Origin of the sequence: Microbulbifer variabilis, assembly GCF_023716485.1 — a bacterium.
In the GTDB taxonomy this organism is placed as follows: Bacteria; Pseudomonadota; Gammaproteobacteria; order Pseudomonadales; family Cellvibrionaceae; genus Microbulbifer; species Microbulbifer variabilis_B.
Map to the genome: position 1 here is coordinate 2,695,179 of NZ_CP092418.1, position 12,054 is coordinate 2,707,232.

General features: G+C 51.3%; 21 protein-coding genes and 2 pseudogenes. 1 reads left to right on the forward strand and 22 read right to left on the reverse strand.

Annotation, left to right across the window (positions count from 1 at the left end):
- Nucleotides 1-42 precede the first annotated feature (42 nt).
- From MJO52_RS11950 to MJO52_RS12005, 11 genes and pseudogenes are all read right to left on the reverse strand, one after another.
- Nucleotides 43-777, reverse strand: a complete 735-nt coding sequence (locus MJO52_RS11950) for an SOS response-associated peptidase family protein (protein ID WP_252081889.1) — start codon at nucleotides 775-777, stop codon at nucleotides 43-45.
- Between the two features lie 174 nt (nucleotides 778-951).
- Complete coding sequence (locus tag MJO52_RS11955; protein WP_252081890.1) at nucleotides 952-1,494, reverse strand: CbrC family protein; 543 nt, start codon at nucleotides 1,492-1,494, stop codon at nucleotides 952-954.
- Nucleotides 1,495-1,580: 86 nt separating this feature from the next.
- A protein-coding gene (locus tag MJO52_RS11960) for an IS3 family transposase (protein WP_252081891.1) occupies nucleotides 1,581-2,764 on the reverse strand; the annotation gives its coding sequence in 2 pieces (ribosomal slippage) (nucleotides 1,581-2,482 and nucleotides 2,482-2,764; 1,185 coding nt in all).
- Nucleotides 2,742-2,903: a hypothetical protein gene (locus MJO52_RS11965; RefSeq protein WP_252081892.1), complete on the reverse strand. Its 162-nt coding sequence runs from the start codon at nucleotides 2,901-2,903 to the stop codon at nucleotides 2,742-2,744. The genes MJO52_RS11960 and MJO52_RS11965 overlap by 23 nt, the downstream gene beginning before the upstream one ends.
- Nucleotides 2,904-2,906: 3 nt before the next feature.
- Nucleotides 2,907-4,846, reverse strand: a pseudogene (locus MJO52_RS11975) (phage terminase large subunit family protein).
- Nucleotides 4,815-5,423 (reverse strand): terminase small subunit, encoded by a 609-nt coding sequence (locus MJO52_RS11980; RefSeq protein ID WP_252081893.1) that lies wholly within the window; start codon nucleotides 5,421-5,423, stop codon nucleotides 4,815-4,817. The pseudogene MJO52_RS11975 and the gene MJO52_RS11980 overlap by 32 nt, the downstream one beginning before the upstream one ends.
- Nucleotides 5,424-5,555: 132 nt before the next feature.
- The gene (locus MJO52_RS11985; protein ID WP_252081894.1) at nucleotides 5,556-6,140 is read right to left on the reverse strand and encodes a phage tail protein; all 585 of its coding nucleotides are present in this window, start codon (nucleotides 6,138-6,140) and stop codon (nucleotides 5,556-5,558) included.
- Nucleotides 6,124-6,564: a hypothetical protein gene (locus MJO52_RS11990; protein ID WP_252081895.1), complete on the reverse strand. Its 441-nt coding sequence runs from the start codon at nucleotides 6,562-6,564 to the stop codon at nucleotides 6,124-6,126. The genes MJO52_RS11985 and MJO52_RS11990 overlap by 17 nt, the downstream gene beginning before the upstream one ends.
- Before the next feature lie 80 nt (nucleotides 6,565-6,644).
- Nucleotides 6,645-6,851 (reverse strand): hypothetical protein, encoded by a 207-nt coding sequence (locus tag MJO52_RS11995; protein ID WP_252081896.1) that lies wholly within the window; start codon nucleotides 6,849-6,851, stop codon nucleotides 6,645-6,647.
- A gap of 219 nt (nucleotides 6,852-7,070) precedes the next feature.
- A complete protein-coding gene (locus MJO52_RS12000; protein WP_252081897.1) occupies nucleotides 7,071-7,403 on the reverse strand; it encodes a hypothetical protein in 333 nt (110 codons plus the stop codon).
- 83 nt (nucleotides 7,404-7,486) lie between these two features.
- Entirely contained in the window at nucleotides 7,487-7,912 is a 426-nt protein-coding gene (locus MJO52_RS12005; protein ID WP_252081898.1) for a hypothetical protein, read from the reverse strand.
- 256 nt (nucleotides 7,913-8,168) lie between these two features.
- Here MJO52_RS12005 and MJO52_RS12010 point away from each other — a divergent pair, with 256 nt between their 5' ends.
- Complete coding sequence (locus MJO52_RS12010) at nucleotides 8,169-8,498, forward strand: hypothetical protein (RefSeq protein WP_252081899.1); 330 nt, start codon at nucleotides 8,169-8,171, stop codon at nucleotides 8,496-8,498.
- A 133-nt stretch (nucleotides 8,499-8,631) separates the two neighbouring features.
- Here the strand turns inward: MJO52_RS12010 and MJO52_RS12015 are convergent, their stop codons facing one another.
- The 11 genes and pseudogenes from MJO52_RS12015 to MJO52_RS12065 all read right to left on the reverse strand — a co-directional run bounded on the left by MJO52_RS12015 (nucleotide 8,632) and on the right by MJO52_RS12065 (nucleotide 12,048).
- A complete protein-coding gene (locus MJO52_RS12015) occupies nucleotides 8,632-8,982 on the reverse strand; it encodes a hypothetical protein (RefSeq protein WP_252081900.1) in 351 nt (116 codons plus the stop codon).
- A complete protein-coding gene (locus MJO52_RS12020; protein ID WP_252081901.1) occupies nucleotides 8,979-9,218 on the reverse strand; it encodes a hypothetical protein in 240 nt (79 codons plus the stop codon). Before MJO52_RS12020 ends, MJO52_RS12015 begins: the two co-directional genes overlap by 4 nt.
- A 10-nt stretch (nucleotides 9,219-9,228) precedes the next feature.
- Nucleotides 9,229-9,662: pseudogene (gene ssb, locus MJO52_RS12025) on the reverse strand (single-stranded DNA-binding protein).
- The gene (locus MJO52_RS12030; RefSeq protein WP_252081902.1) at nucleotides 9,662-9,901 is read right to left on the reverse strand and encodes a hypothetical protein; all 240 of its coding nucleotides are present in this window, start codon (nucleotides 9,899-9,901) and stop codon (nucleotides 9,662-9,664) included. The pseudogene ssb and the gene MJO52_RS12030 overlap by 1 nt, the downstream one beginning before the upstream one ends.
- Before the next feature lie 2 nt (nucleotides 9,902-9,903).
- A complete protein-coding gene (locus MJO52_RS12035) occupies nucleotides 9,904-10,071 on the reverse strand; it encodes a hypothetical protein (protein ID WP_252081903.1) in 168 nt (55 codons plus the stop codon).
- 50 nt (nucleotides 10,072-10,121) lie between these two features.
- Nucleotides 10,122-10,361 (reverse strand): hypothetical protein, encoded by a 240-nt coding sequence (locus MJO52_RS12040; protein ID WP_252081904.1) that lies wholly within the window; start codon nucleotides 10,359-10,361, stop codon nucleotides 10,122-10,124.
- Between the two features lie 31 nt (nucleotides 10,362-10,392).
- On the reverse strand, nucleotides 10,393-10,617 hold the full coding sequence (locus MJO52_RS12045) for a hypothetical protein (protein WP_252081905.1): 225 nt from the start codon (nucleotides 10,615-10,617) through the stop codon (nucleotides 10,393-10,395).
- A gap of 4 nt (nucleotides 10,618-10,621) precedes the next feature.
- Entirely contained in the window at nucleotides 10,622-11,011 is a 390-nt protein-coding gene (locus MJO52_RS12050; protein ID WP_252081906.1) for a hypothetical protein, read from the reverse strand.
- A 108-nt stretch (nucleotides 11,012-11,119) separates the two neighbouring features.
- The gene (locus MJO52_RS12055; protein WP_252081907.1) at nucleotides 11,120-11,617 is read right to left on the reverse strand and encodes a hypothetical protein; all 498 of its coding nucleotides are present in this window, start codon (nucleotides 11,615-11,617) and stop codon (nucleotides 11,120-11,122) included.
- The gene (locus tag MJO52_RS12060; protein WP_252081908.1) at nucleotides 11,614-11,790 is read right to left on the reverse strand and encodes a hypothetical protein; all 177 of its coding nucleotides are present in this window, start codon (nucleotides 11,788-11,790) and stop codon (nucleotides 11,614-11,616) included. Before MJO52_RS12060 ends, MJO52_RS12055 begins: the two co-directional genes overlap by 4 nt.
- 3 nt (nucleotides 11,791-11,793) lie before the next feature.
- On the reverse strand, nucleotides 11,794-12,048 hold the full coding sequence (locus tag MJO52_RS12065; RefSeq protein ID WP_252081909.1) for a hypothetical protein: 255 nt from the start codon (nucleotides 12,046-12,048) through the stop codon (nucleotides 11,794-11,796).
- Nucleotides 12,049-12,054: the final 6 nt, after the last annotated feature.

Sequence of the window (12,054 nt, forward strand, 5' to 3'; positions counted from 1 at the left end):
GTGACTACCAAGCGAAATACTTGACCAGTAAGCCTGCTTTACTCATGCAGCTAAAGAGTGGCGATAAGCTACTGTCTCACGATGCCCCTTCAGAAATTCCTGCCACCCCTCTGCGCTGCCTGATTCCGCGTCAAGCCAAGCTTCCATGTAATCAGCATCAAGGAAAATTGGGCTGCGATCATGTCCTGCTGCTTCAACTTCAGGAGCAGGGTCATCAGTAATCAAGGTGCATGAGAAGTGGCCGACCTCTTTACCCGGAGACGTCCAGTAATCCCATAGAATTGGCGCCCACATTAAGCTCCTCCCCTCTGGTATGAACTGTATCTGGGTTTTCTTACCCTTCCGTTCTACCCATTCGAAGAAGCTGGTGAATGGTAAGATGCCATGCCGATGACCTATCAGGGGTCGCCAAGTCTTTGCCTCCAGCAACCTATCCAGGCGGGCGTTATAAAGGCTGTATTTGGTTGATAAGTCCCAAGCTGAATTTGATGGGCGGATCGAATATCGTAATGGCCGCAGCCAATTCTTGCCCTCATCGCACACGATACCTGGAGCAAAATATCGAGGGTATGCGCGCTGACCAGGCTCTACCACCCGGAACTGACTCGAACGGGGCTGCCCCCTCAAGCCCAGCACATGTTTAATCTCTTCCTTACTAGAAGATTTCTCCCACTCTTGATCTAAGCGCAGCTGGTCCCAAGACAACCCGTCATTCTGGAAATTAATTGGTAGCTCCGAGAGCAATCCATTACTGGGCACAGCAAAGGAGTAACACATGAGAGCCCTCCACACTGCAAAATTCAAGCTGAGTTTGAAAATCCAGCAATAATGATAGCAAGCGTTGAAATCAGCTATTCTTCCAGGAAAGCAAGAATCTGCGTTAACTCATCCGAAGAAAGCTAACGCCTCAATAACCGGAGCGCGCTTTTTGATGGCTTTGTTAGCCTTTTGTCAATCACAGTCGGAGTAGCCGCCAAGCTCACCACATTTACTACATTTGAAAACATAAGCAGTAGGAGAGCCGTCTTTTGATAAAGCACTTAAGTATGACTCCCATTGCTCATCACTATAGCCTGATTCTTGTTTAAGTTGATTAATAAGCATTGAGCCAAACTCTTTGATTTCTGCGTTTCCCGCAGCGCCCAAGAATATTGCTGCGTCTCCGCAATGCGTCCACCACCTCTCTTGCTGCCAACCACTAAACCCAGGCGTTTTGAATGCAATTACTTCTTTAACATGTTCCGGAACATTATCCCAAGACCCGTAATCCCCGATACAATCAAAATCAGTAAATTCTGCATCAAACTCCTCGTGTGCCCGCCCGTCAGCAATACACCAAGGACAGATGCAGTCATCAAGCTCTTCTTCGGAGAGAATCGGCCCGGTATAAATATACCCTTTTACTTCGCCACAGCACTCGCATTCGGTATCCGATTTTACGACTGAGCCTGTTTTTATTGGATCTGGATGATACTTAAATTCAGGTAGATTCATGATTCTCCGTAGAGGCTAACGCCTGCAACAAGGGCGAGCAATTTGTTGCGAGTGATCTTGCCCCGATAAAACGGACACACTACTTTTCATACTGCTATTCGCTCATATTCCATTGGTGATTGATAGCCTAGAGCTGAATACAGCCGCCTACGGTTGTAAAAATCATTAATATATCGAGCCAAAGCATACTTTAGATGGCTCACTGTCTGGAATCTAGTTTCTCTAATCAGTTCAGCTTTTAAGCTATGGAAGAACGACTCCATATGGGCATTATCCGTACATTTACCCGCTCTACTCAAGCTATGCTGGATTCCATATTTTCTCAACTCTTTTTGATACTCGGACCCTCTGTACTCTACACCTCTGTCCGTGTGTAATATTAATCCCGGTTGTGATCCTCTTTTCCTTACAGCATTCATCAGGGTTCTTCGGGTTAATTCTGTTGTTCTTTTCGTATCTAAACTCCAACCGATTACTCGGCGAGAATACAAATCCATCACCACTGACAAGTACTGCCATTGCCCCTTAACCTTAAGGTAGGTTATGTCAGCAACCCAAACTTGATTCTTGCTTTTAGGCACAGCTCCATCCGGTCTAAGATTCTCCCCAGAGGCTAGGAAACGCTTTATGCCTGGTGCCCTACGTGTCACTCTCGTAACTCTGGCTACGACTCCTAATTCCTGCATCAGCCGGGCTACGCGCTTACGGCTAACTTCATATCCCTTGGTCAGCAGGGCTTTCCAAATTCTTGGACTACCATAGCGCCCTGCAGAGTCATCCGAAATCTTTTGAATCTGAATCTTTAGATCATCATCTTGGTGTTTTCGATGCGATCGCTGCCTCTTCAGCCAATCATAATAGCCACTGCGCGATACTCCCAGCCACTGACAAGTTCTTTTGATACCTAGTTCTGATCCGAACCTCTGGATGAATCGATATCTTGCTGATGTTCCTCCGCAAGAAACCGTTGCCACTTTTTTAACAAATCAAGCTCCTGCTTTAATTTACGATTCTCCGCCTCTAAACGCTTTACCCTAGAAAGTTCTTTCTCTGCTTTAGAGACTACACCAGTTAGCTTTCTTCGTTTATTTGCCACAATCTTCCCCTCCTGAAACTCTTTTCGCCATCGTGACAGCATGAAAGGGTGAATGTCGAGAGTTTCGGCCACTTCCTTAACTTGAACACCCTCTATCAAGCTAAGCATTACCGCTTTCACTTTGAATTCGTTTGAATACTGCCAAGTCTTTCTAGGTTTGTTGTATTTCGGCATAAGACACCTCGCCTGTTTGACTTTGGTGTCCGTTAAAACGGGGCAAGATCAAGGTCCAGCCGTCTTCCGGCAGATAATCGTGCAGGGTGCGGCTCCAGCTGATGCTATCGCCGGCAATAAACGTGCGTGGTTCAGTCATGGATTACCTTTTGATTCCGCCCACCTTGCGGGCGCTGTTGCGCTTGCGGCGCATTTTCTTGGACGGTTCGGGCTCGGGGTTGAGCACCAGCACCTCGCGAGCTTCAGGTTCTGGCTCTGCGGGTTTTAGGCGGGCAGCGAGTGCTCGGTAATCTGGGGTTAGGATTTCCACAACGGCGAGAGCACCGACATAGCAGTCGAGCGCTTCATTACGTGGCCGCATCTTTTTGTAGATCCGCTTGGGGTAGCCGTCCTTGAATACCGTGACCCGCTTTTCGCTAGTCATCTGCTCGCAAAACTCTTCGTCGATCGAGTTGGGCAAATGGACATAACCAGGCCCTGGGCCGGAGATTTTCAGGCGCCCCATCACCAGATCCTTGCCAGTGTCGACGCCTATTGGGAACAGGTTCACGCCGCCTTTGTTGCTCTTGCTGGGGCGACCCACCAAGGGTGCAGCGCGCTGGTTTGAACCTTTGCAGGCCCATACCCGCTCACCCTCGTGGCGCTTGGCAAACTGTAAACCATTTGCGTGTAGTGACCGCCGGTATCAATGCCGGTGGCGGCAATCGGCAACATAACCCCACTTTCGTGCTCATAGCGGCTGTGCCGCCATTGGGTAAGGCGGTTCCACAACTCATGACGACCGGGGTCGCCGCGAAATACTTGGTGCTCTACCAACCAGGATTCTGTACCCCGTTCACCACCAAAGGCCCATGAACTGGCTTCCAGGCGATCGTCTTGCACATCGACAAAGCCAACAATAACTACAGCGGCCTGGGGGACTTGTGCGGGGTACTGCTCCCGCCGCATATACAGGTGATGTGCTTCCACTCTCTCGCCCTCTTCTTCCCAGGCTTCACCCTTGGTGGTGTTGACCCAGCCTTTTAGTTTGTTGGGATCACCCTTGGCCCGCAGAAAATCGCGAGCGATCTTGCCCCAGGTGGTCCAGGGGGAATAAGCAGCCCAAATATGGAAGGCAACGGATAAGGGGGCATCAACGGGCTTACCATCGCAATAAAACTTGAGGCCATCGCGCGTGGTCATGCCGGATCCGCTGCGCCACTCGCCGCGCTCGTCCATGCCTTCCAGTTCGTGCTGCCTGATCACGCAGCCGGTGTGCTTGCATTCGTAGTGAGCTTGCAGAACAGTTTCGGGGCTATCCCACTTGATCTCGTGCTTTGCTTTCTCACCTCCCCATTCCAGCACCTGATACTCATCACAATGCGGGCAAGGCAGATAGCGATAAAAGAATTCATCCGCTTCGTTAGCGGCCTTAGAGATTTGGCACTCCCCTTTAGTTTTGGGTGTGCTGCCGCGTATGGATTTTGGATAGGCGGAGCCCTCCATACGCTTGTCGCCAATAACGGTGGGCGGGCCTTCTTTTTCGATATCGTCATCGAAGCTGGATAGCTCGTCATAGATACTGGCATCAGTGGATTTTTCCCGGTAGTTCTTCGCGCTCTTGCCGCCGCGAATAAACCACTGCCGGCTATTGGTAAAGCGCTTGTAGTCGAGGGTGTTATCCCGGTGTTTGCGTCCATACCAGGGGGCCAGCTTGCGCAGCACAGGTACGTCTCGGATTGTGGGTTCCGCGTGCTGCTTCATAAAGTCTTCTGCGGCACTGTCTGTGGGTTGCCACATGATGACATTGCGCTGGCGATGTTCGGCAAAATAAGCCAGGGCAATGGTGATGCACTTGGTGCAACCAACGCGGGCGGACTTGATCCAATTGACTTCGACAATATCGTCATTGCCCATCGCATTTAGGATTGCAACCTGAAACGGACGGGTTTCCCAAACGCCTTGGGTGTAGCTGGATTCCACCGACAGATAAAAATATTCATCAGCCCACTCGGCCATGGGCAGCGGCTCGGGCCGCTTTAATACGCGCAGGGCTGCGCGGACTTCTTGCTTAATCGCCTGTCGCTGGGATGCCGAGATCATCAATTATTTCGTCCAAGTATTTGGACACGTCGGCCGCAGCATTCTGCGCTTTGACAATCTCGCGCCTGACCAAATCAAGCGACGACGCCGAGAGCCCAGGCTCTTTCCTTTTGATTTTCCCAGGGATAGCATCAAGGGCAGCGGCCATCCGATCCGCAATTTTTGACAGCACTAGCCCCTGAATTCCGATAGGCAGCTGCTTGCCACGGGCTATTTCGTTTTCAAGCTCTAGCTTATCCGCGCGCTGTTTTGACAGGCGTGCTCCTTCGTGTATCGGGTCAAGCTTGTCGCTCGACTGAGCCGGACGTTCCAGCTGCATTTTCCGTACTAGCGCCTCTTCTCTGTTATCCAGGAGACTGCGCACGGTGTAGTAATTCTTGTTCCCTTGGCGAGCTGTAGGCTCCACCTTCCACTTGTCAAAAGCTGTTGCAGTTATGCCGAGCGAATCACACACCTGCCGCTTGTTGAGCCAGTAATCAGGAACGGGGGTGGGTTGGTCATTGCTGGACTTTTTCCCTGCAGTAGAGGCAGCCGTTTGAGTCTGTTTTTTTCGGGGTTTTTGTTTGGTTTCAGCCATGCCCTAGTACCTCAATGACCAACCACCAACCCCCGCCTAAAATGCCTCATAAATAGCGAAACCTCGCGCAGCAGCGGACCCGTATGGCTCAGGGTCCAGGAAGGACCCGCGCGGGAGTGTGGTGCGATGTGTTCACTTGAGTTTGCGCAGCTGATAGTTGATTGATCGGGTGAGTTCGACGCGGAATCTTGCGCTAGCCTGGCGCTCCATAACCTGCTGCAGGCGCTGGCTAATGAATGCACCGCGAGGGCTAGGGCCGCTGATACTCTTCAGTGGTGTACGGCCAGGGCCTTTGCGTGCAAATACCAGCAGCTGGCCCTGTGGCGCCCTGCCAATAAAGGTGTGCTTATAAGTTTTAGTCTCGCCCCAGGCCTTAGCTTTAACGCCTAGCGCCTTATGTGCGCCGCGTTTGTTGCGCGCATTGAAGTGGCCCACCTTACGCTGGCTGGGGCGTACAAAGTTAATTAAGTTTTTACCGCGAGATTTCTTTGCATCAATGGCAGCACTCAGGCGATTGCGGCTAGCTAAATTGAGCTGGTGTGCCTGCCTGATTTCTTTCTGCTTGATATTCGTCTCGGCTGAGACCTCTTTGACGGCGGCGCTATTCACTGAGCGCACCGCCTTATTGATTGCCTGGCTTGCGGCTTTCGGTATCAAACCGCGCTCCATCTTGCCCAGCTTCTTTTCCAGCTTGGCTAAGTCATGCTTTATCTGCACTGACCCGCCCCTTGAAAGTGGCTATGGCCTCGCCAATCTTGTTGGGCGCGAAATAGAAAAACATAATCAAGCCCTGCACAGATGTGACCTCCACCAGCAGGCCCCAGGCCGCTGAGGCCGCCGCAGCCAATGCGTTTCCATCTTGCCCGGCCAATGCTGCCAAGATAGAGAGGGCAGCCACCAGCAAAACCAACAGCAGGTAAACTGCCGAAAAGGCTATCGCAATCAACCTGCGCGCTATGTTCTGCCCGCTGGTGGACTTGATCCACTGCAGCAAGAATTCACGCACCTGTGCGTTGCGCTGGTCGCTATCCTGGGCTTTTTCTTCAGCGGTATAAAACAGCGCATCGCCAGTTTTGATCAGGGCACCAGCGCCCTTTTCCAGGGCTTTCTCACTACCCCACAAACGGGACCAAAAGCTCATGCCGCTATCTCCAAAAATAAGGGGCCACCCGGTGCTAGGTGATATGGGGAGGGGGAGGAAGCACCGGGTGGCGAAAAAGGTTATGGGGTTTTATTTCGGTCTGACTCTTCGCGTTGCTCGCGAATAAATCGGTTGTGCTGGTTGCGGGTAATCACTGCATAAACATTCCAAACAAGACCAAGCGCGGCGAGCAGCACGCCCACCACCTGCAGCCAATTAAAAGGGGTTTGCGTGAGAACCACCCCCGTGCCGGTAACGCCGGCACTACCGGCTTCCTGTCCAGTCATGCAGTTTCTCCAGGCGAAAAAAAACCGGCCTGGGTGGGCCGGTCCAAGGGGTTGAACAATGCGTGGCATCTGGCAGAGGCAACAATCGCAAAGTGCCTTATTTATACCCCCCAAACGCAAAAGCACCAAAAGCGCGTCACCCAAAAATAGTAATGGGCACCTAACTTGGTACCCACTACTATAAATACACCACTCGCATATCGAGTGGAGGCAAGTCGCTTAGTCGCTCTGTACCACTACATAAGAGATTGGGCAACCTGCTACATTTTCGTCAACTTTCATTATTATTTTTTTCTTAGCCATTTGCGCAGCCAATATCGCAGAATATACGGCATCAGCGCTGGGATTAGTCATATCCAATTTTCCATAAACATCTGCTACTGCACCACAGCCTAAATTGCGCTCATCACCAGTAGTCCCAACATATACAGTATTGCCAACAGTTGCATAAACCCTATCAACTTCAACGTTACTACATACACCCACTGTGCACTCTGCAAACGCCATTCCACTGATTAAAGAAAGTCCCATTAAGGATATTAATTTTTTCATTTTGATTCCCATCACCCAACTTAAATTTTTAAAAAATTTAACAAATCTGCTTTGCTAAAGATTAAACCTTATCGATATACCCTTCAAAGCTTAAAGAACACATATCGATCATCATGTTTAGCACGTGCCAAAAGCTGACCATTTAATTTAACTTCTACCTGAACTGCGTTTACATGTGGCCCACTTACTACACAAGAATCAGCCCAATTTTGTAAGTAAACACTGTGAGTCCCACTTTTGAAAGTGTATGAAAATTTGTATTCTCTTGAGGAGCTAATCCTCAGTATATATTGCCCATCTATATACAGATCAGCTGCGCAGCTTCCCCAACCCTTCGCATGAAATGTTGTTTCAAATTGCTCAGGCTCAGGCTCAGGCTCAGGTGAAGCCACTACGATTGGAGTATTAATAGAGCCATTTGCCAGGATAACTACTTTGTCAGCAGCCAAAGCGTTGGCACTAAAGCATATAAGCGCGACAACTACCGCACGAAAAAAATTAGAATGCATAAAAATCCTTTCAAGAAAGCCAAAAAAACGGCACAGCAGAAATGTGTCGAAGACATTACTTTATGTAAGTCTTGAAAAACCGTACTGCAGAAATCTCAATACTCATCCCCACCCCACATAATAGACGCAAATTTTTCAGCAACAAAAAAGAAAAATCAAGCATTTTTTACTACCAAAGCTGTTTTTTTTAGATTATAGTTTCTGGATTGCCATGCCTTAATGCGTGGAGGCTTTTTGATAATTAAATGAGTTTGATATGAAAAAATTACTTTTCCTTGGTTTGTTTTTATCTATGGACACTTTAGCAAGTGGCTGGACTGGACTTCAGGATATTCAAAGAGTTATGCAAAGGGAGTGCACACCCAGCAATAAAGGGTTTGAAATCACTTTTGCAGCAGACCATAAGAACCCAGATAATTGCCCCCATTTAAGAACTGTTAATCTTGCCTGTGATCAGCCAGGTTACGACACAATGGTATCTATGGCATTGACGGCCTTAGCCGCCAACAAGAAAATTGATGCCTGGGTTGGGAGTTGTGATACTGAAGGGCATGCAAACGTAAGCACATTAGTTATTTATCAATAATATAACTAACCCTTGAAGGTGGGCGGTCCCAAGTTATTCCATGATTAAAAGCATAGCGAAGCTTGTGACTGCCACACCTAAAGAGTACCGCCTCATTGCGCCAAGCTCGAACAGCTAATCTTGCATCCTGGCGCTACCCAATGAACTCTGCAGCTTCATTTTTTGTCGCTCTCTCTTCGTAAATAACCATGCCGGCGATGTAATTGATTGCCCCTAGCAATTCAGCCACACGGCGCTCACGGGTTGGCAGGCGGCGGGCTTCTTGAATTTTTTTGATCGCCTGAAAAGCCATGCCTCCATCGGTCTTCAATAGCCCGCTAATGGTTTGCATAGGCTGGTCTTCGAAGCGCTGCCCATTAGCGTGCCGCTCCTCTCCCTTCCCCCGCGCAGCCTGATCGTATGCCCGCTCTAATACATCGGCCAAGCGCTGATAATTTGGATCATCTAGTTTATAAACCGGACCGCCATCGGAATGCCCTATCATTTCTTTGTCCTCTTCTTTTCGCTGCTTACTTTAATCTGCTGTTTGTTTTGTACTTTTGCCCAGCTGCGCCGGGTTGTGTCCGCAGTGCATGGCGCCACACGCAGGCACTCACCAGACTGGCCGCGCGGTATCTGCTTAATCACTCCACCGCTGGCCAGAAACTGCGCTATTTTGCTGTCGATATTTGCCTGAGCCTGGCGCAGGGTTTCGGGTTGGGGGCAATGGGTTACTGTCATGCACCAGCCCCTAAAACTGCACATCATCAAAGGAGTTTTCACCCCCAGGCTGATTGGGGGCCTGTTGCGAGATGGGCTGGCCTATTGCGCCCTGGGGAAAGCCACCCTGCTCTCCCCTGCCGTCTAACATCCGCATGTCACTGGCGACGATTTCGGTGGTGAAGCGGTCCTGGCCGGTTTGCCTGTCCTGCCATTTGCGCGTACGCAGTGAACCCTCTGCATAAACCTTGGCGCCCTTGCGCAGGTACTCGCCGGCGATCTCTGCTAAGCGATTAAAGAACACCATTCGGTGCGTTCCTGTTCCTGGCCGGTTTGCTTATCCTTCCAGCTTTCACTGGTGGCCAGGCTGATATTGGTTACTGCCCCACCGCTGGGCATGTACTTGGTTTCCGGATCGTTACCCAGGTTGCCAATCAAAATAACTTTATTGATCCCCCTGGCCATTACTCGCATTCCTCTTGCTTAAGCTCCCCATCGACAATGCGATAGGTGGTTGTTTGGTCTGTTACCTTGTCGAAGATTTGCACCCAGCTGGTAAAAAATTCACTCCTGGCTATCTCCTTTGTCATTTCCTCTGCGGCCTGTTTGGTGGGGAGGGACTCTTTAAAATCTTTGGCCCCACCCATCATTAGGTTGTAGGTGCCGCTAAAGACTGCGAAACGGTTTAAGTACTGCTTTCTCACTCTCAACTCCACTTTGCCCGCTTGCGCCTCGCCTGTTGGCTCAAGGTGTTGGGCTTGCTGCTATGTCGATAGTTAGCCTGCAAATTCAGACCAACCGGGGACCGCTCACCACTGCCAAACGTCAATGCTTGGGCTATTGCAGCCAGAGCCATGCTTTTCCATCTGCTCACTGTTGCTCTCCTGCGGTTAAAGTGCCGGCCTTCCACCGGCTCGGGGTTTTTCAGTCGTCCAGCTCGTACAGCTCAACACCCTTACAAGTGATGCGCTGCACCTTGGCTTTTTTGTTTTCACGCTCTGCGGTCTTTTGTGCGATGCCATGCAGTTTTTGATAATCCTTGCGATATAGCGGCATCCGTTTTGGAAGTGATCGACCAGCCTCATTGAGGCAACCCAGATACTTTTCACAGCGGCCAACAATTGCGGCAGCCCCTTTTGTCAGTGGTACGGCTGTCAGTTCCATCTTCTCCCCTCCCAGTGGGTTAAGGTTTTAATTAAAAAAACTGGTGTGTTCTGCGCTGAATCAGCGCGGTGATCTTCGATTGCCTGGCCTGGCGGGCTCGGTAAGCTCTGCGATAAGCCGCCCGACAGGACTTGCAGCGGCTGGCACGGCCGCAGCGACTTAAAGGGCTGTTATTGCGCGGGAATTCTTCCGGGGCTTTCCACTGGTAGCAGCCAGCGCAAAAGAACTCACCACGCTCAATGGTTTTACGGCTCACTGGCTCACTCCCCCATTCCGTCGATGTTTTGCGTTGCGATAGCCGGCCCAAACAACAAACCAGCGAGAAATAACCGCCCCTTGTGCAGGCGGGATTGATAGGTGCGCAGACTGATGCGCAGATAGCGGGCGCGTGCCCTTTGTTCGTCCAGGCCTTCGTGCAGCAGTAGCGCGCGGGCCTCCACTTTCAGCACCTCGTATAGCTTCGGGTTTTCGCGTTTGATCGCTGCCATAGCCCGCTCTACCGGTGCCGCCACTTCGTCGCTAATACCCAGGCCGCTGTTGCGATTGCCCTGGCTGGCGCTGGCCAGTGCGGTGCGTTGTTTTTGTCTGAGCCGTGAAGCACTGCGCGCGGCATGAACCTCGATGGAACAGAGCACGCTGCTGCCGTTCACCCCGCCCAGATCCAGGGCCACCGAGCCCCACAGATACAGCTTGTCTTCCAGCGCCTCGATTAGGCCTGGGCTGATACGCTCCCCCATGCGCCAGCCCCCTCAGTAGGTCTACAACCAGGGGCGTGGGCGCCCAGGGGCTTCAACGTTGCCGCCGATATGGATAAATCTCTCCAAGGAGGCGCCGCGCTGGTTAGGGCAGATAGCAGTGAAGGGCTGCGGCAGGCCTGCTTGGGCGTGCAACCAGTTGTAAACGTGCAGCGCCTGCATGAGGTGGTGAGCATCTTTGCCATACACATGCACATCGGCGCCCACGCCCCCAGCATGATCACCGCGCACATAGGGCTTGCCGTTAAGTTCCGCAGATTCACGCTTTGCCACTACTACGGAATGACGGCGACAGCGGAAGCCGCTGGTCACTGGCATGGAGCGGCAATAAACGCGCTCGCGCACCCGGTTTAAATGCGCTAAAAATTCGGGGTTTATATTGCGAGCATCACCTGCACACAGCTCACCCCTGCCCCGCTCTGAGGTGCAGCTATTGCACTTACACTGCAGCTCCTTATCGGTGAAATAATTCCGGCTGGCTGGCGTATGGATATCGATCATTGAGCACCCCCAAAGCGGTAAGAAAATTCGCTGTCTTCCAGTACCTCGGCGATAAAAACTCGAGTAAATCCCTGGTCACGTTTGGCCGGGGCTTGGGTTACCTTGCGCTGCACCACGCAGCGGTTGCTGTCGTTGTCGATCAAGCCCAAGCCATGGGGATTGCTGCGACTCACCTTCTACAGCACATCCACCAGCGGCTTGGTATCGCCCTGCAGGTTGTCTTCATCCAGCTCACCAAAAGAACCGCGCTCAATCTCCAGATACACCTGCGCAAGCGGCTCATTGGGGCGGCGCTGACCACTGCGCACCAGCGCGCTAGTCACTTCCAGGGCCAGTTGTTTTTTCAAAGCACGACGCTTTGCCCAATGCATGCGCAGCAGCTGGTTGTTCGAAGGGGTGGCCAGGGGAATGGTGAATTCAATGGTTCTCATAGTGTT